Annotated in this window: 18 protein-coding genes; 10 read left to right on the top strand and 8 right to left on the bottom strand. The window is 64.3% G+C overall.

Going from position 1 to position 22,248, the window contains the following annotated elements; genetic code table 11:
* Positions 1-39: 39 nt before the first annotated feature.
* The 3 genes from FRF71_RS01800 to FRF71_RS01790 all read right to left on the bottom strand — a co-directional run bounded on the left by FRF71_RS01800 (position 40) and on the right by FRF71_RS01790 (position 2,412).
* A complete protein-coding gene (locus tag FRF71_RS01800; RefSeq protein ID WP_147088950.1) occupies positions 40-1,548 on the bottom strand; it encodes a sodium:solute symporter in 1,509 nt (502 codons plus the stop codon).
* A gap of 152 nt (positions 1,549-1,700) precedes the next feature.
* A complete protein-coding gene (locus tag FRF71_RS01795) occupies positions 1,701-2,165 on the bottom strand; it encodes a hypothetical protein (RefSeq protein WP_147088949.1) in 465 nt (154 codons plus the stop codon).
* Entirely contained in the window at positions 2,152-2,412 is a 261-nt protein-coding gene (locus FRF71_RS01790) for a helix-turn-helix transcriptional regulator (protein ID WP_238339358.1), read from the bottom strand. The genes FRF71_RS01795 and FRF71_RS01790 overlap by 14 nt, the downstream gene beginning before the upstream one ends.
* 529 nt (positions 2,413-2,941) lie before the next feature.
* On the opposite strand from FRF71_RS01790, the gene rpsU reads away from it, so the two are divergent.
* The 7 genes from rpsU (at position 2,942) to FRF71_RS01755 (ending at position 8,721) form a co-directional block, all read left to right on the top strand.
* Positions 2,942-3,148 (top strand): 30S ribosomal protein S21, encoded by a 207-nt coding sequence (gene rpsU, locus FRF71_RS01785; RefSeq protein WP_147088947.1) that lies wholly within the window; start codon positions 2,942-2,944, stop codon positions 3,146-3,148.
* An 84-nt stretch (positions 3,149-3,232) separates the two neighbouring features.
* Entirely contained in the window at positions 3,233-3,799 is a 567-nt protein-coding gene (locus FRF71_RS01780; protein WP_147088946.1) for an FKBP-type peptidyl-prolyl cis-trans isomerase, read from the top strand.
* 70 nt (positions 3,800-3,869) lie between these two features.
* The gene (gene gatC, locus FRF71_RS01775) at positions 3,870-4,172 is read left to right on the top strand and encodes an Asp-tRNA(Asn)/Glu-tRNA(Gln) amidotransferase subunit GatC (RefSeq protein WP_147088945.1); all 303 of its coding nucleotides are present in this window, start codon (positions 3,870-3,872) and stop codon (positions 4,170-4,172) included.
* Position 4,173: 1 nt separating this feature from the next.
* Entirely contained in the window at positions 4,174-5,661 is a 1,488-nt protein-coding gene (gene gatA, locus FRF71_RS01770; RefSeq protein ID WP_147088944.1) for an Asp-tRNA(Asn)/Glu-tRNA(Gln) amidotransferase subunit GatA, read from the top strand.
* 1 nt (position 5,662) lies between these two features.
* Complete coding sequence (gene gatB, locus FRF71_RS01765; RefSeq protein WP_147088943.1) at positions 5,663-7,156, top strand: Asp-tRNA(Asn)/Glu-tRNA(Gln) amidotransferase subunit GatB; 1,494 nt, start codon at positions 5,663-5,665, stop codon at positions 7,154-7,156.
* A 51-nt stretch (positions 7,157-7,207) separates the two neighbouring features.
* Positions 7,208-7,798: a hypothetical protein gene (locus FRF71_RS01760; RefSeq protein ID WP_147088942.1), complete on the top strand. Its 591-nt coding sequence runs from the start codon at positions 7,208-7,210 to the stop codon at positions 7,796-7,798.
* On the top strand, positions 7,795-8,721 hold the full coding sequence (locus FRF71_RS01755; RefSeq protein WP_147088941.1) for a hypothetical protein: 927 nt from the start codon (positions 7,795-7,797) through the stop codon (positions 8,719-8,721). The genes FRF71_RS01760 and FRF71_RS01755 overlap by 4 nt, the downstream gene beginning before the upstream one ends.
* Positions 8,722-8,790: 69 nt before the next feature.
* Here FRF71_RS01755 and FRF71_RS01750 read toward each other — a convergent pair whose 3' ends face one another.
* From FRF71_RS01750 to FRF71_RS01735, 4 genes are all read right to left on the bottom strand, one after another.
* The gene (locus tag FRF71_RS01750; protein ID WP_147088940.1) at positions 8,791-9,090 is read right to left on the bottom strand and encodes a hypothetical protein; all 300 of its coding nucleotides are present in this window, start codon (positions 9,088-9,090) and stop codon (positions 8,791-8,793) included.
* A gap of 94 nt (positions 9,091-9,184) precedes the next feature.
* Positions 9,185-12,055: a M16 family metallopeptidase gene (locus FRF71_RS01745; RefSeq protein WP_147088939.1), complete on the bottom strand. Its 2,871-nt coding sequence runs from the start codon at positions 12,053-12,055 to the stop codon at positions 9,185-9,187.
* A gap of 119 nt (positions 12,056-12,174) precedes the next feature.
* Positions 12,175-13,752 (bottom strand): DUF4139 domain-containing protein, encoded by a 1,578-nt coding sequence (locus FRF71_RS01740; protein ID WP_147088938.1) that lies wholly within the window; start codon positions 13,750-13,752, stop codon positions 12,175-12,177.
* A 4-nt stretch (positions 13,753-13,756) separates the two neighbouring features.
* A complete protein-coding gene (locus tag FRF71_RS01735) occupies positions 13,757-15,238 on the bottom strand; it encodes a DUF4139 domain-containing protein (RefSeq protein ID WP_147088937.1) in 1,482 nt (493 codons plus the stop codon).
* Positions 15,239-15,404: 166 nt separating this feature from the next.
* Between FRF71_RS01735 and FRF71_RS01730 the strand changes: the two genes are divergently transcribed.
* A complete protein-coding gene (locus tag FRF71_RS01730) occupies positions 15,405-16,988 on the top strand; it encodes a type II secretion system protein GspD (protein WP_147088936.1) in 1,584 nt (527 codons plus the stop codon).
* A 200-nt stretch (positions 16,989-17,188) separates the two neighbouring features.
* Positions 17,189-18,310: a S8 family serine peptidase gene (locus tag FRF71_RS01725; protein ID WP_147088935.1), complete on the top strand. Its 1,122-nt coding sequence runs from the start codon at positions 17,189-17,191 to the stop codon at positions 18,308-18,310.
* A 58-nt stretch (positions 18,311-18,368) separates the two neighbouring features.
* On the opposite strand, the gene FRF71_RS01720 is transcribed toward FRF71_RS01725, so the two are convergent.
* On the bottom strand, positions 18,369-20,561 hold the full coding sequence (locus FRF71_RS01720; RefSeq protein WP_238339355.1) for an acylase: 2,193 nt from the start codon (positions 20,559-20,561) through the stop codon (positions 18,369-18,371).
* 114 nt (positions 20,562-20,675) lie between these two features.
* Here FRF71_RS01720 and FRF71_RS01715 point away from each other — a divergent pair, with 114 nt between their 5' ends.
* Positions 20,676-22,241 (top strand): leucyl aminopeptidase family protein, encoded by a 1,566-nt coding sequence (locus tag FRF71_RS01715; protein ID WP_147088934.1) that lies wholly within the window; start codon positions 20,676-20,678, stop codon positions 22,239-22,241.
* Positions 22,242-22,248 lie beyond the last annotated feature (7 nt).

Below are 22,248 nucleotides of genomic sequence, written 5' to 3'. Positions count from 1 at the left end.
GGAAGGCAGCACCGCCCCGGAACAAGTCCGGGGTGACTATTATGGGTGGGGGCGCGCTTTCCCCGGCGCCGCCAGACAGACCAGCGCCGCCACCACCGTCCCCAGGCACAGGTGCCACGGAAAGGCCACGCCCTTCAGCGCGAGCGGGAGGCCCAGTGCGTCGATCACATAGGGCTGGAAGGCCAGCACGGTCAGGAACCCCGCGGCAAAGGCGGCCAGCACGCTGGCGGAAGACCCGCGGCGCGAAAACAGCGCCACGCCGTAAACCCCCAGCAGCCCGGAATAGGCAAAGGCCATCACCCCCAGCACGAAGTCCAGCAGCGCCGTATCGGCATAACGCTGCCAGTAATAGGACAGCACCGCCATGGCGAACAGCGCGAGGCCCAGCGCCACCGTGGCAATCCGCCCCATCCGCACGAAATGGGCCTCGCTCTTGTCGCCCGCAAAGGGCCGGTAGAGGTCATTGACCAGCACCGCCGACATCGAGATCAGCCCCGAATTGATCGCCGCCGCCGCGATCACGCCGACGGTGACGAGGCCGCGTAGCCCCGGCGGCAGCTCGGTCAGGATGTAATGCATGAACACGGTGACCCTCTCACCGTTGTAAGTGCCAGCGGCCGCGCCTTGATAATGCAACCACAGCAGCGCGCCGATAGTCAGGAACAGCAGGATCACCGGCAATGAGGCCCAGGCCGAAACGAACAGCGCCCGCGTGCCTTGCCTGGCATCGCGGCAGGCCAGCACGCGCTGGGTGGTATCCTGGTCCAGCCCGGCATTGGCGAAGTTCAGCAGCACCACCCCGGTCAGCACCGCCCACAGGCCGAACGGTGCGGACAGGCTGGGGGAGGGGTCGATCAGCGCCAGCTTGTCGGTGCCATCGGGGGCATGGCGAAGTGCGTCGATCGCCTGGGGCAGGGTCAGCGGCAGGCTGGTCCACAGGAACCAAGCCACCACCAGCGCCGCGCCGACATAGAGCACCACCTGCACCAGGTCGCTCCAGATCACCGAATTGAGCCCGCCCATGAAGGTAAAGGCCAGGCCAAACACCAGCAGGATCAGCATGGCCACCAGCATGTGGCCGGGTGCGACATCGAGGAACAGGATCATCGAGACGGCGATGGCGGCCAGGTACAGCCGCGCCCCGCTGGCGAGGATCCGGCCGACCAGGTACATCCCCGCCGCCGCCCGCCGCGCGGTCGCATCGAACCGCGTCTCCAGCAGCTCATAAACCGTGGTCACCCCGGCGGCATAGAACTTCGGCATCAGCCAATGCCCCACCAGCCAGGCCGCCACCAGCGTCGAGAAGACCCCGCCGATATAGGTAAAGTTGCCGCGATAGGCGAAGTCCGGCACGCCCAGGAACGTCGCCGCCGATTGCACGGTGGACAGCACCGAAATCGCCACCAGCCAGGTCGGCGCATGATGCCCGGCCAGGAAATAGTCCTCGCTCTTCATGCCTCGCCGCGTGGTCAGCCACCCGGCAGCAGCCAGCAGCACCACGTAGAGGCCGAGCACGGCCCAGTCGGGCAAGGTGAAAGTGGTGTTCATGCGTCCCCCTGGGGCGGGGTGTAGCGCCACTTACCCTTCCGCGTCACCCCGCACTTGATGCGGAGTCCCGCCTGCACTGGCGAGCGAGAGGAGGCGGCAGGGAAAAAACCCGGCCCCGGATCAAGTCCGGGGCGACGGAGAAGGGAAAGCGCTTACATCTCCTCCCGCGCAGACCAGGCAAGGAAAAAGCCTGGCAGGACCAGCGCGGTCGTGAACATCAGCAGCATGAAGTTCTTCATGACGCCGACCGACAACTCAAAGCCGATCACTTTGGCCAGGAACTCGGGCACCATGCCGCCCAGCACAGTCATCGCGACGATATACTTGAAGGCAGAGAAATAGGCGCGGTTGCGATCGGCCAGCTCGCGTTCGTCCAGCATGGCATCGGGGGCATTGGCCATGACGCCGTAGGTGCCGATAAAGAACACGATGCTGGCGATCATGCCGGTGAGGGCGGCAAAGCCCACGATTGCTTCGACCGAACCGTCAGCCGAAGGCAGACCCAGCTTGGCCAGGAACCAGCTGTGCATCGCGATCAGCGAATAGCTGCCAAGGATCCGGGCAGTGCGCGGGCTCTGGTTGATGCGGGTGATACGGGGGGCTTCAGTCTGTACCATTGCGGTTCTCCTCGGCAGCCTTGCGATCAAGCTGCGCAGCAAGGGATGGGAAGGGTTCGAGCGCGAACAGCGTTTCCACGCTCACGCCAAAGGCCTGGGCCAGTTTCAGGGCGAGTTCTACCGTCGGCCGGTAATCCCCCCGCTCAAGATAGCCGATGGTTTGCGGGTTCACCGCAACCAGTTCTGCCAGCTCCTTGCGAGAGAGGCCCTTTTCCTGCCGAAAGAGATTGATGCGATTGAAGAGCATGCGCGCCATCTAATCGAGTCGTTGTATATATACAACAGAAAAATTTCATTTCTGCATTTTTGAATGAAATTCCGACGAGACCATGGATTTTCCTACACCGCCACCGCCTGCTAAAGTCGCGCCGGCTCTTTCTTATCGTCGATCCCCCCGCTTCGCCGGCCAGCGCGCTGACCCGCTGCGCGCAGCGGCCCATTTTCTTATTCTCCAACCGGCGCATCCCCGCCAAAAACGGCCCGAAGCCCAGCAAATCCGCCAGTTCCAGCCTGTTGGAAGAAGCGGACTCGGTGTCAACTGTGTCAAGTCCAACGTAACGCTGCCCGAATCCCGATGGCTTTGGCGTGGGGCGGCACGTCCGGCCGCAGGAGCGTGCAAAAGCTTGCCTTTGCGGCGACTCCTTGCTAACGGCCCCCCACTTCGAGCCGGTCCTGTTCGGATTCGGCACGGTTTTTCGTTGCTTTTCGTAGGGCGCAACCCCGCTGAACAGATTCGCGTGGGGCTCTGTGCTTTCGTTTGTGAGGTGTGTCGGTTTATGCAAATTCTCGTCCGCGACAACAATGTCGAACAGGCTCTGCGCGCGCTTAAGAAGAAGCTGCAGCGTGAGGGCGTGTACCGCGAGATGAAGCTGCGCCGTCACTTCGAAAAGCCTTCGGAAAAGCGCGCCCGTGAAAAGGCCGCCGCTGTCCGCCGCGCCCGCAAGATGGAGCGCAAGCGGATGGAGCGTGACGGCGTCAAGTAAGCTTGCGCGCGTTTTGCCGATAAGCCATGAGGGCGCGGAGCAATCCGCGCCCTTCGCTTTTGGCGCATAGCAGGAAGAGAATTCATGACCGAGATCACCCGCGTTCCGCTGCAACCGATCGCCAAGGGCGCGCTGGGCAAGCTGTGGCTGGGCGTGGCCGCGGCGGCGCTGGCGGCTGGCGGCCTGGCCTGGGCCACCCTGCCCAAGGGCGTCGATGTCGATGTGATCAAGGCCGGCACCGGCCCTTCGCCGACCGTCGCCGATGTGGTCCAGATCAACTACAAGGGCATGCTGGAAAACGGCAAGGTCTTCGACCAGGCCGAACGCGCGGTCTTTCCGGTGGAAGGCGTGATCCCCGGCTTCACCCAGGCGCTCGAAAAGATGCAGAAGGGCGGCAAGTACAAGGTCGAGATCCCGGCCGAGCTGGCCTATGGCGCTCAGGCGCAGCGCAACCCGCAGACCGGCGCGGTCGAGATTCCGGCCAATTCGGATCTGGTGTTCGAGATCGAACTGCTCGATTTCAAGAGCCGGGCCGAGGTTGAGGCCCAGATGCGGATGATGCAGCAGCTGCAGCAGCAGATGCAGGCCCAGGGCGGCGGCGCGGCCAAGGGCGGAATGCCCAAGGGCGGCATGCCGCCCCAGCCGCAATAAGCACCTGCCTTGAAGCGCGCGCTGGCCGATGCTAGCGCGCTGGCAACCAATTCTAACCTAAGGGAACGCCATGTCGGTCGATACCGCTACCGTGGCCAAGATCGCCGCGCTGGCCCGGATCAAGCTGTCCGAGGGTGAAGTTGCGGCGATGGTGCCGGAACTGAACGGGATCCTCGCCTGGGTCGAGCAGCTCGGTGAAGTCGATGTCACCGGCGTCGAGCCGATGACCGCCGTGATCGAGAACAAGCTCCGCCTGCGCGATGACGTGGTCAACGCCGATCCGCTGACCGGCGGTGACAACCGCGATGCCATCCTCGCCAACGCCCCTGCGGCCGAACACGGCTTCTTCGGCGTGCCCAAGGTGATCGAATAGCATGACCGACCTGACCGAACTGGGCGTCGCGGCGATCCGCGACGGTGTCGCCAAGGGTGATTTCACCGCGGTTGAAGTGGCCGAAGCGTTCAACGCCAATGTCGCCGCCGCGCAGAGCGCGCTGAACGCCTTCATCGTCGCCACGCCGGAGAAGGCGCTGGAAGCGGCGCGGGCCACCGATGCCAAGCGCGCCAAGGGTGAGCCGCTCGGCAAAATGGGCGGCGTGCCGATCGGCATGAAGGACCTGTTCGCCACCAAGGGCGTCCAGACCACTGCCGCCAGCCACATCCTCGAAGGCTTCACGCCCGAATACGAAAGCACCGTCAGCCAGAAGCTGTGGGATGCCGGCGCGGGCATGCTGGGCAAGCTGAACCTTGACCAGTTTGCGATGGGTTCGTCGAACGAGACGAGCTACTTCGGCAATGTCATCTCGCCCTGGCGGCGCAACGATGGCGGCAATGCGGCGCTGGCGCCCGGCGGGTCTTCGGGCGGCAGCTCGGCGGCAGTCTCGGCCCGGCTTGCCCCTGCTGCGACCGGCACCGACACCGGCGGCTCGATCCGCCAGCCCGCCGCCTTTACCGGCATTTCGGGTATCAAGCCGACTTACGGCCGCTGCTCGCGCTGGGGCATCGTCGCCTTTGCTTCGTCGCTCGACCAGGCTGGGCCGATGGCCCGCGACGTGCGCGATTGCGCGATCATGCTGGAAGCCATGGCCGGGTTCGATCCGAAGGATTCGACCAGCCTCGACCTGCCGGTGCCCGCATGGGAAGCCGGCCTCTCGGGCGACCTCAAGGGCAAGAAGGTCGGCATCCCGCGTGAATACCGCATGGACGGGATGGACGCCGATGTTGCCGCCAGCTGGGATGCCGGGATTGCCTGGCTGAAGGACGCGGGCGCCGAGATCGTCGACGTGTCGCTGCCGCACACCAAGTACGCCCTGCCGGCCTATTACATCATCGCACCGGCCGAAGCCTCGTCCAACCTCGCCCGCTATGATGGTGTCCGCTACGGCCTGCGCGACCTGCCCGATGGGGCCGGCCTGCAGGACATGTACGCCGCCACCCGCGCGGCGGGGTTCGGGGCAGAGGTCAAGCGCCGCATCCTGATCGGCACTTATGTGCTCTCGGCCGGCTTCTATGACGCCTATTACACCCAGGCGCAGAAGGTCCGCACCCTGATCGCGCAGGACTTCAAGAACGCCTTCACCCTGTGCGACGTGATCCTGGCACCCACCGCGCCGACCGCCGCCTTCGGCCTGGGCGAGAAGAGCGACGATCCATTGAGCATGTACCTCAACGACGTCTTCGCCGTCCCGGCGAGCCTCGCTGGCCTGCCAGCCATGTCGGTCCCCGCTGGACTCAACCGCGAGGGACTGCCGCTGGGCCTGCAGATCGTCGGCAGGCCGTTTGACGAGCAGGGTGTCCTCAACGCCGGCCTCGCGATCGAAAGCCGCGCTCAGTTCTCGGCCAAGCCGGAAAAGTGGTGGTAAGATGAGCAACTATCGCATTCAGGGCGCCACGGGCGAATGGGAAGTGGTGATCGGGTTGGAAGTCCACGCCCAGGTTTCCACTCAGGCCAAGCTGTTCTCCGGCGCCGCTACGGCCTTTGGCGCGGAGCCCAACAGCCAGGTCAGCCTGGTCGACGCGGCCATGCCCGGCATGCTGCCGGTGCCGAACCGTGAGTGCATTCGCCAGGCAGTGCGCACCGGGATGGCGATCAACGCGCAGATCAACAAGTGGTCGCGGTTTGATCGCAAGAACTACTTCTATGCCGATCTGCCGCAGGGCTATCAGATCAGCCAGCTCTACCACCCGATCGTGGGTGAGGGCGCGATCGAGGTGATCCTGGACGAAAAGGACCCGGAAGGTTCGACCAAGACCATCGGGATCGAGCGGATCCACGTTGAACAGGACGCCGGCAAGCTGATGCACGATCAGCACCCGACCATGTCCTATGTCGATCTCAATCGCTCGGGCGTGGCGCTCATGGAGATCGTCAGCCGCCCCGACATGCGCTCACCGGCCGAGGCTGGGGCTTATGTCGCCAAGCTGCGGCAGATCCTGCGCTATGTCGGGTCCTGCGATGGCAACATGGACCAGGGCTCGATGCGCGCCGACGTCAACGTTTCGGTCCGCCGTCCGGGCGAGCCCTTCGGCACCCGCACCGAGACCAAGAACGTCAACTCGGTCCGCTTCGTGATGGCTGTGGTCGAGCAGGAGGCGATGCGCCAGGTTGGCGTGATCGAGGACGGCGGCACGGTTGTCCAGGAAACCCGGCTCTACGATCCGGACAAGAACGAGACCCGCTCGATGCGCAGCAAGGAAGATGCGCACGACTATCGCTATTTCCCCGATCCTGACCTGCTGCCGCTGGAACTGGACGATGCCTTCCTTGAGGAATGCCGCGCCAGCCTGCCCGAGCTGCCCGATGCCAAGCGTCACCGCTATGAGACTGCGCTGGGTCTTTCGCCCTATGATGCGGCGCAGCTGACGCTAGAGGTCGAAACCTACCAGCAGTTTGAGGAAATGCTGGCCGCCGTGGTCAAGGCCAGCGGCAAGGGCGAGCGTGACCTTGCCAAGCGGGTCGCCAACTGGCTGTTGTCTGAGCGGGCCGGTGTGCTGAAGTCGATCCCGGAAGGGGCGGCGCACCCCAAGAACACGGTTGCGGCCAATACCGCGTTGATCGTCGCGGCGAGCGAAGGCACGATCTCGGGCAGTAAGGCCAAGGAAATCTTCGCCGCCTACCTCACCAGCGACATCGACCTTGCGGCTGAAATCGACGCCAACAAGCAGACCAGCGACACCGGCGCGATTGAAGCGGCGATCGCGCAGATCCTGGCCGACAATGCCGACAAGTTGGCCGAGTACAAGGGCGGCAAGGAAGCGCTGTTCGGGTTCTTCGTCGGCCAGACGATGAAGGCGATGCAGGGCAAGGCCAACCCGCAGGTTGTCAACGAACTCTTGCGCAAGGCGCTTGCCAACTAGCTGACGGTAACGCAGAAACCTCCCAATTGATGTCCGGGGGAGGGGTCCAGAATGCGGAGTGTTTCGCTGGTTACGGCTGTTGCCGTGGCCTTCGCGTCGATGCCGGTGGGGGCGCAGGAGCAGGCCGCGCCGCAGATCGTGCCCTATGAGCTGCCCGATCCGGCCACGCTGGCCATGCCCAAGCTGGACTTCACCCCGACCCCGGCGGACGAGGCCGACTTCGACAAGTACTTCTATTTCCACCGCGAAGGCACCGGCTTTGCTGAAGCCTATTCGGACATTCGCGAATGTGACGCCCTCGCGAGCGGCTCAAGCATCTATCTTGATGGCAGTGCGGCGATGGCCGGCGCCATGGCGAACTATGGCGTCTTGGCCGCCGGGATCGGCTCGGCAGTTGGCGGCCTGATCGCCGATGCGATCTTCGGTTCGGCCGCGCGCCGCCAGCAGCGCCGGATCAATCTGCGCAACTGCATGGGTTTCAAGGGCTATCAGCGCTACGGCATTTCCGGAGAGCTGTGGAAGGACTTCAACTTCGAGGAAGGTCACGGCCGCAAGAAGGAGGGCGAGCGCGACGACGCGCTTGAGATCCAGGCACTGGTGGCATCGGGGCCTAAGCCCGAGACGAAGGAGTTGGGGCTGTGATCCGCGCACTTAAACTGATCCTGGCGGCCAGCGCGCTGGTTGCTCCATCACTGGTCCTGGCCCAGGCGGTCGAGGAGAAAAACCTTGTTTCGGGCAAGCAGAAGCTCGATCCGGCATCAGGCTATATCTTCATCCAGGCTAACTACCGCACTTTCGGGACTTTCCTGCGCGTGCCGGATGACAGCACCCGCGCCGAACACAAGAAGGACTGGGACGAAGCCTTCGCCAAGGCGCAGAAGAAGTACCCCAGCAAGGTCAAAGACTGGGAAGCCGAAGTTGCCATCGCCAAGCAGACCCGCAAGGCGCCACCCGAACCCCCGGTCGAGCCAACGCCCGAGAACTTCTCGATCGATCCGATCGAATTGCGCGATACCGTGTCGTTCGGGCCGATGTTCATCTATAACAAGGATGAAGTCGCAAGTCGCTTCAACTACCTCACTGCAGTTAAACCAGGCACCTACATCTATTATGGTCCGGTGCTGATGCAGCCGGGCGGGATCACCGGCGGACAGTGCTTCTGCATGGGAACAGTCCGGTTCGAAGTGAAGCCAGGCGTGATCACCGATCTGGGCAACTTCCTGATCGCTGCGCCCGATGCTGTGAAGGACTGGGATGTCGCGAGCGCCGACGCCTGGCGGCGGGCAGAGGAGAAGGCGGCAAAGAAGGGCGAACCGGTTGACATGCCTGGTGCCGGACGGCCCAAGCTGGCCTATGGCGTGCCGGACAGCCTCAAGGCATTGCCCGCGGTGCAGGCCGAGTTCCACGCCCACGGCAAGCTCAACAACTACTACGCGCTGATGTTCACGCGGATTCCCCCGATCCAAGGCGTGCTGGCCTATCGCCGCGATACGGTTATCGATCTGCGTACCGGACAAGATGTGCCCAACCCGGTCATCAAGACCCAGGTCAAGATCAAGAAGTAAGCCTTGCGGGCAAAAGAAGGGGCGCCGGAAGCACTGCCTCCGGCGCCCTTGCTGTTCGGTTCGCCGAGATCAGCCCTTGCGGGTGCCGCTCATCGGGAAAGTGCCGAATGCGCCGGCCTTTACGCCGCCGGTGATCGTGTCGCCATCGACGGTTGCTTCGCCTTCCAGCGTCATCGGCATCGGGACGGTCATCTTCATTGACCAGGTCAGCTTGTTGCCGTCGATCTTGCCGTTTTCAAGGTCCATCGAACCCATCGCCCCGGCGTTCTTGCCGGTGAAGGTGTCACCATCAACCACGATCGTGAACTCGCTCTTCTGATCGCCCATCGGGGTCTTGGTCACGCATTCATAAGTGCCTGCAATCGACATCGATTCTCTCCTCAACTTACAGCGGGGTAAGTAAGTTCTTCCTTGCTCGCCCGCGCGCCGCTGTCAATCGGGCAGCGCGCGGGCCAGAGCAGGGTCACTTGGCGGCTGGAATTACCTCTACCGGAAGGCCGAGCTGCTTAAGCTGCGGTTCGACCACCTTGGCATCGCCGACCACGACATAGACCAGACCTTCGCCCAGTTTCATCTCGCGCGCCTTGGCGTCGAGCTCGGCTGCGGTCATCGTCTTGTAGCGATCGGCCAGGGTCTCGTACCAGGTGTCCGGCCGCTTGAAGTTGACGATGTTGACCAGGCCGCCCAGCACGTCACCCGAGGTTTCGAATGAGCCGGGGAGTTCGCGCGCGCTGCCGGTGGTTGACCAGCCCAGCTCCTCGGCGCTCACGCCGTTGGTTGTGAGGAAGCTGGTCAGTTCCTTGCGGATCTCGGCGATCGAATCCCCGGTACGGTCAGCCTGGACCGGTGCCTGGACGCGGAATGTGACCCGGTCCTGGGTGTTGCCCACGCCGCTGCCGGCGCCATAGGACCAGCCCTTGGTCTCGCGCAGGTTCATGTTGATGCGCGAGAGGAAGTTGCCGCCCAGGATATCGTTGGCCGAGCGCAGCGTCAGCAGATCATCGGTGCCCTTCACCGGCAGGACCTTGCCCGCCAGGATCAGCGACTGCGGCGAGGCCGGACGGTCGACCAGCACGATCCGTTCCGACTGGACCGGGATGGGCACGTTGAAGTTCTTGGTCGGTGCAGGGCCGGCCGGGCCCTTCCAGTCGGCGAAGCTGGCTTCGAGCAGCTTGGTCACTTCGGCCAGCGAGGTATTGCCGCTGACGAAGACCTTGGCGGTTTCTGGGCGGAACCACTGGTCGTGGAAGTCCTTGAGCTGCTCACGGGTCAGCTTTTCGACCACGGCCGGATCACCCGTGCCCGACGGCGCGATGCCATAGGGGTGGTCTTTGCCGTAGAGCAGTGGCTGAAGCACGCGGCTGGCGATTGGGCCAGGATTCTTCAGCTCGGCGCGGATCGCGGCAAGCTGCTGGACGCGGACCCGCTCCAGTTCGGCCGGGGCCAGCGCCGGGCGGCGGATGAAGTCCGAGAACAGCTTGAGTGACGGCGCCAGGTTGGGCGTTACCGTATCGAGCTGGAACGAGGTGGTGTCGGTATCGGCAAAGCCGCGGATGTTGGCGCCAAGGCGCTCGCGGGCGCGGGCCAGCTCGGTCGAATCGAGCTTTTCCGTGCCTTCGTTCATCAGCCGCAGCAGCAGCGCCTGGGTGCCGAGCGCCGACTTGGGATCGGCGGCAAAGCCGGCATCAAACGAGACGCGGACCGAGACCACCGGCACAGCTGCGCGCCGGGTGAAGTAGACCTGCATCCCGTTGGAGAGCTTGGCCCGTTCGATCGTCGGGAAATCAAGCGGGGTCAGTTCGCCCACCTCGGGCAGCTTGGAGCGGTCTGCCTGGGTTGCCGTGGCTGCACCGCCAGCCCCGGCGACCGGGAACAGCGGATCGCGGAAGAAGGCCGGGCGCGCGCCCAGGCCGTCGGGCGAGACGACATAGCCGCCGCGGTTCTCACCGCCTTCGGTGCGGGTGCCAGGCTCAACTGTCAGCGAGAAGACCGGGCGCGAAAGCCACTTCTGCATCGCGGTGCGGACCGCCGCCGGGGTCAGCTTGGCCATCCGGTCGAGCGCGATCCGGTAGTGGCCCGGCGTGCCGTTGTAGAGCAGGCCTTCCGCCAGCGTGGGGGCCTTGCCGCTGAATCCGCCGACCGATTCGAGCCCGCGGATCTCGTTGGTGGCATAGGTCGTGCTGGCCCGGCGCAGTTCGTCAGGGGTCGGGCCTTCACGCAGGAACTTTGCCACTTCGCCATCGAGCGCGGCACCAACCTTGGCCGGGTCTTCTCCCGGCTTGACGTCGGCATAGATCACGAACTGGCCGCCCTGGGCAAAGATCTGGGCATCGGCGGTGACGCCAACAGCGACCTTCTGCTGGCGGACCAGCGCGTCATCGAGACGCGAGCTGGCGAGGCCGCCCAGCACCGAAGCGCCGGCTTCCAGCGCGAGGTAATCAGGATTGTCGAGGCCGGGGATCGCCCACATGCGGTAGATCCGCGTGGTCGCCACCTGGTCTTTGATGGTCTTGGCCAGCGGCGCCGGCAGATCGGGCACCGGTACACTCACCGGCTTGATCTTGGGACCAGCCGGGATCGCGCCAAACCACTTGGTCACCTTGGCCTGAGCGGTCGGCAGGTCGATGTCACCGGCCAGCACCAGGATCGCATTGTTGGGGCCGTAGTTGTCGCGGAACCACTGCTTCACGTCTTCAAGGCTGGCACCGCTGAGGTCTGCCATCGAGCCGATGGTCGAGTGGTGGTAAGGGTGGCCCGAGGGATAGAGGTTCTCCAGCTGCTCATATTCGACCAGACCATAGGGCTGGTTGTCACCCTGGCGCTTTTCATTCTGGACCACGCCGATCTGGTTGGTCAGCTTTTCCTGGGTCACCGCGCCGAGCAGATAGCCCATCCGGTCGCTTTCCAGCATCAGCGCCCGGTCGAGCGCGCCGGTCGGCACGGTTTGGAAATAGTTGGTGCGATCAAACCAGGTGGTGCCGTTGAAATCGGTCGCGCCGACTTCCTGCAGCGGCTTGAAGAAATCGCCCGGGGAGTTTTCCGAGCCGTTGAACATCAGGTGTTCGAACAGGTGCGCAAATCCGGTTTTGCCCTTGGGCTCATGCTTGGAACCGACCCCGTACCAGACCGAAACGGCGACGACCGGTGCCTTGCGATCAGTGTGGACCAGGACCTGCAGACCATTGGGCAGGGTGAACTGCTGGTAGGGAATATTGACCGACTTCACGAGCGCCGAAAGCGGTGCCGGTTGCGGGTCCTTAGCAGTGTCCTTGGCCAGGGCCGGGGTCCCGGCAATGGCAAGTGCGATGATCGATGCAGTAAAGAATCGTGGCATAACAGGCCCCTTTTGCGACGTCGCGCCTTAGCTAGCAGAGCGGGACGCAGGCGCCAGCGCATGCGCCGTCTTTTCGACCAACTGCAAACGCGGCTGGACCTGCGGTTTTAGTCACCGGCCTAGTCACCGGGCTGGCGCACCTCGGTGCTGCGATAGCGGACCTGCTGCTCGCTGTTGGCGGGCACGGCCAGCACCAGCACCTGCTTGCCGGGCTTGCGCTCGGTTCGCCCGGAAAGCCGCGAAAAACGCATGTCGCTGCCGGTCGGAAACTCCAGCTCGAAGCGGATCGGAAAGGGGTTGGCGTTCTTGACCGTGACCAGGTGATCGGCCCACTTGCCCTTTAGATCGCTGGCCTCTTCCTCGTGCTCAAGCGTCACCTCCTCGCTATTGCCGATCTCAAGTTCGACCTCCTCGTCGACTGCCTTGTCCGGCAGAGTGCTTTCGCCCATCACCATCGTGCCGTTTTCGCCATCCTGGTAGAACACCAGGCGACCAGCCGGGAGCGGCTTGCCCAGGCCCTCCTTCTCACTATTCTTGAAGCGGAACAGGATCTGCGGATCGCTCGGTTCGTTCCACTCCACCTTTGAGCGATAGGCCAGCACGCCCTTGATCTCGTCCTTGGCCAGAAAGGCAACCTGCTTCTGCGACTGGGCCGCGACGGTGACCGGTATCGGCACGCGATAGAGCTTGAGATCGCCCAGGCCCTCCATCACGGCAGTGACCGCGACAGGTGCCGACATCAGCGAGGCTTCGCGCCGCATGCCCGTGACGATGATCTCAGCTGAATCGGCCATTGCCATCATCATCGGCGGTGGCGCGGGCGGGGGTGGCGGTGGCGGCGAACGGAGCCCGCTGGAAGTCGTGCCAGCCGGCCAGCAGCCCCAACTTCGGTTAAGCGAACTGGCGGCCCAGCGGGCGTCTTCGCCGGTGTCGTCGCTGGTCGCGTCCGAGCGCTGGATGCGGCCCGCCACGGCGGCGAGCGTAGCTTCGGGAAAGGTCGTTTCGTCGCCGCTTGCCATGGTCAGCCAGCCCAGCAGGCCGACTGACTGGCCATCTGGAGCGATCGTAACGACGTAGTTCGCGTCCCAATCGAACCCGGTAGCCAAATAGGCTAGGGTGATCGTTACCGTGCCGCCCGGCTGGTCACGCGTGGTCATCGACAGCACCGGCTTGGCCGAGAGCGTTGCTGGAACGTTAGGGTAGAGAACGGTCTGGTTGAGGCCCGAACAATAGAGCGCCTCGATCCCGCGCGGTGTGGTCACCACCAGTCGGTCGGCGGCGGAACGGATCGTCGCGCTTTCCTCCACCGTCTTGCCGGTGGCCGGATCGGTGTGGCGCAGGGTCACGCGCTGGCCGGTGAAGGCATCGACCAGCCCGCCGTGTGAGAGCAATGCAGCGTCGCGGTTGCGTTCGCGCGGTGCGGCGTTGAACATGATTGCGGTCTGGGGGACAATCCCGCCAGCGACGCCTTCAAACCGTACCGTTGCCACTCCGGCGGGCAGGGTGACAGTACGGGTTTCGACGATCAGCGCCAGCGAAGACGGGTCATCCGCATCAATCGGGTCCTCGCCCCGGTCGGGATCGCGATAGAGCGTCACCGCAACCTTTTCTGGCACGGCCGAGATGACGACTGGCGCGCGCTCTTGCGCAGCCAGCGGCGCGGCGATCAACAGCAGCAGGGCGGCGAAGCGGCGCAAGCGCTTACCAGGGCGTGAGGAAGGTGACGGTCAGTTCAACCTTGCCGTTGGCCGGCACCGGCACCTCCCAGCGGCGCTCGTCGGCGTTCTCCTGCATGCCTTTGATGCTCTCCTGCGGCACACGGACATCGCGCCACCACCACCATTGGCCAAGGCCGCCCTGGACCACGTCGACCGTCACCGGTTCGGGCTTGGCGTTGGTGACGATGTATTTCATCTGGGTGCGCCAGAACTGCTTGGGCCGCTCGACCGCGGTTTCGCGCACCGAGCCATCGGGCATGGTCACCCGCCAGCGTTCGAACTTCTCCCACTCGTCGGTGGTGATGCTCTCACGCTTCTCGACCACCGGCTGGACCTTCACGTCAAAGGCATCACCGGTGCGCAGTGCCAATGACGAGCCGGCCGGGGTGTGCGGAATGTCGCTCTCCCCAATGAACTGCGCCTGGCCGCGGCTGTCGCGCATGTAGACACGGACGACCCCCGCTGGCAGCGCCTCGCCGATCCCGCCCTGGCGAGCGGAAGAGAACTTGAGGATCGAGGCTGCGCTTTCAGCCTGGTCCGCGCTGGCCAGCCAGCCGCTGCGAAACTCATATCCGCGCCGCGCCGGCACGCCTACGGCATCAAGGAAGCTGACCTGCTTGGTCTGGGCATTGGCGATCGTGGTGCGACCCTCGATCGGGTAGACGTGAAAATCGCCCAGCCGCTGGCTGGTCCCACTCTCCGTTCCGGCGACATTGCCGCGCGGACGGCTGCCGGCACCGCGGTAATAGGCCGGTGACTGGTTGATCCGCCCGACGCTGCCCGCCACCAGCAAGGCCCGGGCATTGCTGAAGGTGGTGCCGGTGCTGTTGGTCAGGGTGATCCAGCCCTGGACATCTATTTTCCCGGCTTTGTCGTCGAACAGCGCGACATAGTCCGCCTTCCAGCCCAGGCCCGGGGTCAGGTAGCTGAGCGACATCGGGCGCGGGCCAGCCTTGGCAGCATCGACAGTCACGCTCAGCGTCGGGCGGGCGCGCAGGCCGGGCGGGATGGCATCGAAGATCACCCGCACCGGCAGGCCATCGTCGCGCAGCACCTCGATCCGCTCGCCGATCCGCAGGACCACACCGCCGTTGACCGCCAGCACCGTTGCCCGCTCGCGGGTTTCGGCACCGGTCGCCGGATTTGTGTGCAGCAGGGTGACCGTCTGTCCCACGGCCTTCTCCATCAGCGCAGCGGGGGAGAGCAGGTCATAGTCAAAGTTCTGCTCGACAATCCCGAAGCCTTCGCCGCCCAGTGTCACCGTTTCGGAGCGGATCTGGGCCGAGACATCGGGAAACTCCTGCCGTGACTTGCCGGCGGGCAGATTGACCTGCCGCACATCCTGCACCAGCGCCTGGCCATTGTTGTAGATCGTGACCGACAGATCGCCCTGCGCCGACCGCTCCTGCGCCAGTCCACTGCCCGCCAGCATGGCCAGACCGGCCCCTGTTATGATCCGCCGCATCGCCAAGGCTCCTCTTCCCGTGTCCTGCAAAGACTAGGCCGTTTCAGCACTTTGTCACCAGCCTGCAACAGATGGGCATGCAAGTGCCGTCAGCCCCTTGCGAATCGTGCCGAGCCGATTACGCTTTGCTGAACGCCTGCTATCCTGTGGGCCTGGAGGGCGGGGTTTGCTCAAATTTTCCATGCGGTTGCTGGCCATTGCGCTGGCTGCGGTCGGGGTAGTGCTGCTGGCGCCGACCGTTCCGCTGCTGGCACAAGGCGCGCCGATCCCTTCGGTTCTGGAAGAGCTCAAGACGGTTACCGCTGATGAAGGGCAGGCCGGCTTTATCGCCCGCTTTTCTCCGCAGGAGCCCAGGGTCGAACCGCTCAACTCCAATCCGGAAAGTCCCGCCCTGATTATCCGCAACACGTTGCGGGTGAATTCGATCCCGGTCCGTAGCGTGCAGAAAGGACTGGTCCGCATGGTCTCTTTTGAGACGCGCGGTGCCGATCTGGTCATCCGCTTCGATACGGTAAGGCCTGCGACGGCTTCGATCGAACCGGCTGGTCCGGCAACGATCCAGATCAAGATCCGGCCTGTCAGTGAAGAAGAGGCGACAGGTAGCCGTCCGCTTGGTTCGCAGAGCGAGCCGGTGGCGAAAGCCAGCGAGCTTAGCCCGCGAGCGGCTCTAAATCCGGGCGATCGGTATGAACTGGTGCCGCTTAAATATGCCGATGTCAGCGAAGTGATCGGCCTCTTGGGCGATGGCACCACTATCGAGCCGAACAACGTGTTCATTCGCCGCGAGCCCGGCTTTGGTTCACCTGCTGCGGGCAATCAGCCGAGTTACTATCAGAGCCAGAGCGCCGCGCAGGCTCAGCCTAAGCCGCTCGGCCAGGCGTTTGGCAACGGCTTGGGGATCGACCGACGGCTCAATGCGATCTGGATCACGGGCAGCGCCGAATACATCGAGCGGATCAAGGATCAGATCGAACTGATCGACGTGCCAGTGGACAGTGTCATCCTCGAAACACAGTTTGTCGAACTGACCGAATCCGGCGCAAAGAACCTGGGCATCGATTTCAATAATGGCGCTGGGCAGATTGCAGCCGGACGGCTTGAAACAGGCTCTTTCCTGCCAAACAGCATCAGCCTCAATCCGCGCGACGTACTGCCATCCGGCGTGCTTCAGGCGGCGATCTATGCGCAGATCGAGAAGGGTGAAGGGCGCATCCTCTCGCGTCCGCGCATCGCGGCCCAATCGGGTTCCACCGCAAAGATCATTACCGGGGATGCCCTGCCAATCCTGACCTCAATTGCGCTCTCCGGGGTCAACGCTGTCTCGCAGCAGGTGCAGTATGTGAATGTCGGGGTGACCTTGCAGATCGCGCCGCGGGTCAGCCCGGATGGCTATGTCACCTCCCAGATTTATGGCGTGGTTTCCTCGGTTACCGGCTTTTCGCAGGGCTACCCCACGATCAGCCAGCGCGAGGCCGAGACTTCTGCTTCGGTGCGGGATGGGGAGACTTTCGTGATCGGCGGCCTAACGCAGGAAAACGTCCTGCGCCGCAAGGGCAAGGTGCCGATCCTTGGTGACATCCCGCTGGCGGGCGAATTGTTCAAGATCGAGCGATCGACCCGCTCGAAGACCGAGCTCTACATTGTCATTACACCGCACATCGTGCGTCATCGCCGCTTTGAAGAGAGCGCGACGGGCGCTGCACCACCATCTGGTGGAGCAACTGCCGGCTCGCAAGATACGAAGAATTGAGCGTCACTTCGCCTGGGTGGGAGGCGGTGAAACAATCTTTCCCAAGGCGTAGTTGGCTAACAACAAATATTTGTTAAACTGTGTAGAATTGGGAAATTCCGGCACTAGACTAATGCTGTTTGTGCGTTAGTCTCAGCCATCGCTCCGTGTTCTTACGGGGACGGTCGCACTGATGTGAATCTCATGGGAGAACGGGGATTATGACCAAGACGATCCGATTGGCGCTTGCCGCACTGCCGTTTGCCGCACTGGCCGTGCCGGCCCAGGCTCAGGTGGCGGGAGAGAAGATCCCGAACGCCTATATTTGCGTGTTCAAGGCCGGCGCGGTTGGACGCGGCCAGGCAGAGGCTGAGGCGCGCGGTGCCGTCCAGGCCCATGGTGGGCAGATGGGTCATGTCTACCGCAACACCATCCGCGGCTTTTCGGCCAACATGCCGGCCGCCGCGATCGAACGCATGAAGGCCGCCAATCCAAACATTGCCTATTGCGAGCAAGACCAGTTCATGGCGACCCCGCCGATCCGGATCGAAGCACGGCCCGGCGGTGGCGGCACCCAGCCGCCGCAGGAAACCCCGTGGGGCATCGCTCGCGTGAATGGCGGGGCTGCTGGCACCTTTGGCACCGCCTGGGTGATCGATACCGGGATCGATCAGACCCATCCCGATCTCAATGTCGATACGGCGCGCAGCCGCAGCTTCCTCGGCGGCACGACGCTGCCCTGGGATGAGAACGGCCACGGCACGCACGTTGCCGGCACGATTGCGGCACTGAATAATACGATTGGCGTGATCGGCGTGGCACCGGGTGCGCCCGTGGTAGCCGTCCGCGTGCTCAATCGTCGTGGCAGCGGAACCAATTCGGGCGTCATCGCCGGGGTCGACTATGTCGGCAGCGCGGGCCGGGCAGGCGATGTTGCCAACATGAGCCTGGGCGGCGGCGTCAGCCAGGCCCTTGACGATGCGGTGATTGCCGCGGCTGCTGGCGGCGTAAAGTTCGCGCTCGCGGCAGGTAACGAATCCGATAATGCCAACAACCACTCGCCGGCTCGTGCGAATGGTCCAAACGTCTTCACAGTATCGGCCTTCGCCAACGGCGATGTCTGGGCCAGCTTCTCGAACTATGGCAACCCCCCGATCGACTATGCGGAACCGGGCGTGTCGATCAAGTCGACCTGGCTGAGCGGTGGCTACAACACCATCAGCGGCACTTCGATGGCGACGCCGCACCTGGCCGGCATCCTTCTGGCGCGGGCAACGCCGGCCAATGGCGGCACCGTCAGTGGCGACCCGGCTGCTCCAGCGGACACGATCGGCACCCGCTGATCATCCAGTTCGAACCAAGCGAAGGGGTCCGGGCAACCGGGCCCCTTTTCGTTTGGCTTCAGTTGGTCACCACCTCGCGGCTGCGGGCATGGGCGAGGATGCTGGGACGATCGAAGTAGACCGGCTTGAACCGCTTGGCGGCGAACAGCGGTGCCTGGTCGGCATAGTGCGGGCTGTTCGGGCGGGTGGTTGCTGCGCCATAGGGCTGGATCGACTCCGAGCGGACCTGGCCGGCCTTGTCCCATTCGATCAGCATGACAAAGCTGTCACCGTGTTTGACCGAAAGCCTGCCGTCGGGATCGACATCCCAGTCGGTCGCGGCGCGCAGGGTATCGCCGCCGCCGTCCATCGGCAGGTCGACCTTGCCCTGGCGAATGCGCAGCACCTCACCTAGCGGCGGGTCGATCCGGCCGAAGTGCTGCTTCAGGTGCGCGACGCTTTCTGCCAGCACGGACCCTGGGTCCGGGGGGCTTTTCAGGCCGTAGCTGGCCTTCATTGCCGGTTCGAGCACCATGACCGCCAGGGCATCGGCGCCATTGCCGCGCCCATCGGCGGTCATGTCCCACCCGGCGAGCAGGCGCTGGGCCGCGGCTAGCTCACCTGACAGCTTCAGCTTCGCGATCCCGTCGAGCATCCAGGCCACATAGCCGGCGCGTTCATATCCGGTGTCGAACTTGATCCGCAGCAGTTCCTCTCGGCCGATCCGGGGTGTTTCGGCCAGCAACTTGGCGGCGCGCAGGGTGCGATTGGTCAGATCGGTTTCGACCCCCCAGATCGCCGGAACCTTGGCCGGATCCAGTTCGCTGCCCGGACCCGCAGCCAGGAACGGCGTGTTGTTTGAATTAAAGACATAGCCGGAAGCCGGATTGACCACCTTGGGCACCAGGCGCCAGGCGATCGGGCCTTGCCAGATCAGGTCGGAGCGATCGCCCGGCACCACGCTGCGCCAGTTGGGGCCCGCCTTCCGGTCGGGCAGGGCGGCATTGTACCAATAGGCGATATTGCCGGCCTTGTCTGCGTAGATGAAATTGGTGGCGGGCACGGCCTGCATGGCCATCGCTGCCTGCCATTGCCCAAAGTCCTGGGCTTTGGTGATGCGGTAATACTGCGTCACGCTGTCGATCCGGCCCATTCCGGCATAGCGCACCGCAAAGGCTCCGCGCGCATTTATCAGCGCCGGGCCGTGGGCGGTGCGCCAGACGGTGCGCGGTATCGGCAATACGAAGGGGCCGAACCGCACCGGCAACCACACGCGCTTGCCCGCTAGTTTCTGCCATTTGCCATCAAGGCGATAGCGGGTGCCGATCTTGTCGAGCTCCAGCCGGTAGATGTCGATCAGGTCGGGCCGGTTGACCGTGTTGGTCCAGCCCAGGTTGGCATTGTGGCCCATGAACGGGAAGGGTGAGCCGGGGAAGGTTGCCCCGGCAAAGTTCCAGCCCTGCTGGCTCGAAATGCGCAGCTCGTACCAGGCGACCCCACCGCGCCAGGGCTGATGGCTGTTGGAAAACAGACGGGTTACCCCATCGCCAGAGCGTTTGGGAGCGATGGCAAAGGCGTTGGATCCGGCGTTCTCAACCGTCTCGCCAATCGGCAAGGGCATCGGCCGCGAGGTGACAAGCTGATCGCCGCCGCCCTCACCGAACAGCGGTGCCGGCTTGCCATCCAGCCGCGGGCCGTGCTCCGGACGGAATTCTGTCCCCTCGCTCAGCGGCCTCAGCACCCGGTCCAGCCCAAAGAAAAAGGGCAGTCGCAAGGCGAAGCCGGTGGCGATATCCTTGCCGTTGACCGGGAATAGCCGCGTCAGGCGGATCTCGCTGCGGTGCTGGGCAGCATAGCGGTTGAGGCCCGCGGCATAGGCTTCCAGCACGGCGCGGACATCGGCCGGCAGCTGATCATAGTCGCGATTAGCCGCATCGCGCGCGCCCACGAAGTGATAGGCGAAGTCGACACCCGCCCCGTCCATCCCGGCGATCGCGCCATAGCGGCCGCGGGTCATGGCCACGACTTCCTGCAGCGTCTTGAAATCGTCCTCGGCATGGGCCCAGGCCGTGCCGAAGGCGACATCGGCGTCGGTCTTGCCGATGATGTGCGGTACGCCCCATTCGTCGCGGAGCACCTCGGCGCGATAGTCGCGCCGCGGGGGCGGGGGGCCAGGTTGCTCGGCAAGATAGGGTTCCCATGAAGCGAGCGTAACGGCGGCAATCGCTGTCACAACGATCAGGCCGCCAAGCCCCTTGCCCATCCAACCCATGATTCTCCCCTTCAGATTTTCGTTTTGGCTGCTGTGGCCCACCTTGAAATGCTCGGCAAAGATGGTCAATTGCGCGGCAACGGGCTGGGGGGCTTGTCTTGGGAGAAAATCACCATGCGCCTCTTCCTGGCCGCTACCTGCCTTGCTGCCTTCGTTTTGCCTACCGCTCCGGCCCAGGCTCAGACCGTGATAGGTTCGGGCGTTCCCGCTTCGACCGCGAAGAACAGCGCCGAACGCCCGATCGGCTTTGCCGCTGCTGCGCCCGCGGATGCGGCTCTGGTCGTCCTGACCGCTGACAAGGCGATCCCCGCCGATGCGCCGCTTTCGGCAGACGAGCGCAGGGCGGTCGAGGCCGCGCTGGCCGCTGGCGGCTTTGCGGCCAAGGCCAATGAAGCCCTCTCTCTGCGCGGAATCGGCGCGCGTCCGCGCATTCTGATGATGGGTCTCGGCAAGGACGGCGGCAGCAAGGCGGTAATGGAGGCCGCTGGGAAGGCCGCGCAGGAACTGCGTAGCGAGAAGGCCCCTATCGCCATCGCTGGGGCCGGTAGCGGCGCGCTGATGGCCGATGCGGCCTTAGGCTATGCGCTGGGGCAGTACCGCTTTGACCGCTACAAAACCACGACCGGCGCGGCTCCTTCGACCGCAGCCGTAACGATCCTCGGCAGCGACACGGCGACGGCTCAGGCTGCCTGGAGCGGCCGCCACGCCGCGACCGCCGAAGCTGTGCGGTTCAGCCGCGACCTGTCGAACGAGCCGGCTTCGACGATCTACCCAGACAGTTTCATTGCCCGCACGCGTGAAGCCTTTGCCGGGGTTCCCGGCGTTTCGATCGAAGTGTTGGACGAGGCTGCGATGCGCAAGCTCAACATGGGCTCAATCCTGGGCGTCGGGCAGGGCAGCCCGCGCGGTTCGCGGCTGCTGCTGGTGACCTACAAGGGCAGCGATGCCGCCCCGCTGGCGATGGTCGGCAAGGGCATCACCTTTGACAGCGGTGGCGTTTCGATCAAGCCGGGTGCGGGCATGTGGCGGATGAAGGCTGACATGTCGGGCGCGGGCGCCGTGGTAGGCGCTGCGCTGAGCCTCGCCAAGAGCAAGGCACCGGTTCACGTTGTTGCGGTCGCCGCGTTGGCTGAGAATATGCCGGACGGAAACGCGCAGCGGCCCGGCGATGTCGTCCGCACGATGAGCGGCAAGACCGCCGAGATCTTCAGCACCGATGCGGAGGGCCGGATGGTTCTGGTCGATGGGATCGAGTATGTGGCGGCCACCCGCAAGCCCGCCGCCATTGTCGATGTCGCGACCCTGACCGGGGCCAAGGTCACGGCGCTGGGCGATGAGTATGCCGGGCTGTTCGGCCGTCACGACGGACTGGTTGCTGCGGTCCAGGCGGCGGGCGAGACGACGGGCGAGGCCGTCTGGCGTCTGCCGCTGCACCCCAACTACGCCGAGGATCTCAAGTCCGATGTGGCCGATATCAAGCACGGCACCGAGGGTGTGCCGCCCGGTGCCGGCCACGGTGCGCACTTTATCGGCTATTTTGTCGATCCGGCCACGCCCTGGGCTCACATTGATATTGCCGGCAATGAAATGAGCGATACAGCCAAACCCTTGTCCCCCAAGGGGGCGACCGGCTTTGGCGTGCGGCTGCTCGATGAACTGGCGCGGACCTGGAAGCCGTAACCTGATC

The organism is Novosphingobium ginsenosidimutans, assembly GCF_007954425.1.
GTDB lineage: Bacteria > Pseudomonadota > Alphaproteobacteria > Sphingomonadales > Sphingomonadaceae > Novosphingobium > Novosphingobium ginsenosidimutans.
The sequence above is the reverse complement of the archived record's forward strand: the minus strand, read 5'-3'. Positions and strand labels throughout refer to the sequence as shown.

What these genes read in the sequence shown, in the direction of transcription:
- FRF71_RS01800 (WP_147088950.1), bottom strand. Translation starts at nt 1,548, where the DNA reads ATGAACACCACTTTCACCTTGCCCGACTGGGCCGTGCTCGGCCTCTAC.
- FRF71_RS01795 (WP_147088949.1), bottom strand. Translation starts at nt 2,165, where the DNA reads ATGGTACAGACTGAAGCCCCCCGTATCACCCGCATCAACCAGAGCCCG.
- FRF71_RS01790 (WP_238339358.1), bottom strand. Translation starts at nt 2,412, where the DNA reads ATGCTCTTCAATCGCATCAATCTCTTTCGGCAGGAAAAGGGCCTCTCT.
- rpsU (WP_147088947.1), top strand. Translation starts at nt 2,942, where the DNA reads ATGCAAATTCTCGTCCGCGACAACAATGTCGAACAGGCTCTGCGCGCG.
- FRF71_RS01780 (WP_147088946.1), top strand. Translation starts at nt 3,233, where the DNA reads ATGACCGAGATCACCCGCGTTCCGCTGCAACCGATCGCCAAGGGCGCG.
- gatC (WP_147088945.1), top strand. Translation starts at nt 3,870, where the DNA reads ATGTCGGTCGATACCGCTACCGTGGCCAAGATCGCCGCGCTGGCCCGG.
- gatA (WP_147088944.1), top strand. Translation starts at nt 4,174, where the DNA reads ATGACCGACCTGACCGAACTGGGCGTCGCGGCGATCCGCGACGGTGTC.
- gatB (WP_147088943.1), top strand. Translation starts at nt 5,663, where the DNA reads ATGAGCAACTATCGCATTCAGGGCGCCACGGGCGAATGGGAAGTGGTG.
- FRF71_RS01760 (WP_147088942.1), top strand. Translation starts at nt 7,208, where the DNA reads ATGCGGAGTGTTTCGCTGGTTACGGCTGTTGCCGTGGCCTTCGCGTCG.
- FRF71_RS01750 (WP_147088940.1), bottom strand. Translation starts at nt 9,090, where the DNA reads ATGTCGATTGCAGGCACTTATGAATGCGTGACCAAGACCCCGATGGGC.
- FRF71_RS01745 (WP_147088939.1), bottom strand. Translation starts at nt 12,055, where the DNA reads ATGCCACGATTCTTTACTGCATCGATCATCGCACTTGCCATTGCCGGG.
- FRF71_RS01735 (WP_147088937.1), bottom strand. Translation starts at nt 15,238, where the DNA reads ATGCGGCGGATCATAACAGGGGCCGGTCTGGCCATGCTGGCGGGCAGT.
- FRF71_RS01725 (WP_147088935.1), top strand. Translation starts at nt 17,189, where the DNA reads ATGACCAAGACGATCCGATTGGCGCTTGCCGCACTGCCGTTTGCCGCA.
- FRF71_RS01720 (WP_238339355.1), bottom strand. Translation starts at nt 20,561, where the DNA reads ATGGGTTGGATGGGCAAGGGGCTTGGCGGCCTGATCGTTGTGACAGCG.
- FRF71_RS01715 (WP_147088934.1), top strand. Translation starts at nt 20,676, where the DNA reads ATGCGCCTCTTCCTGGCCGCTACCTGCCTTGCTGCCTTCGTTTTGCCT.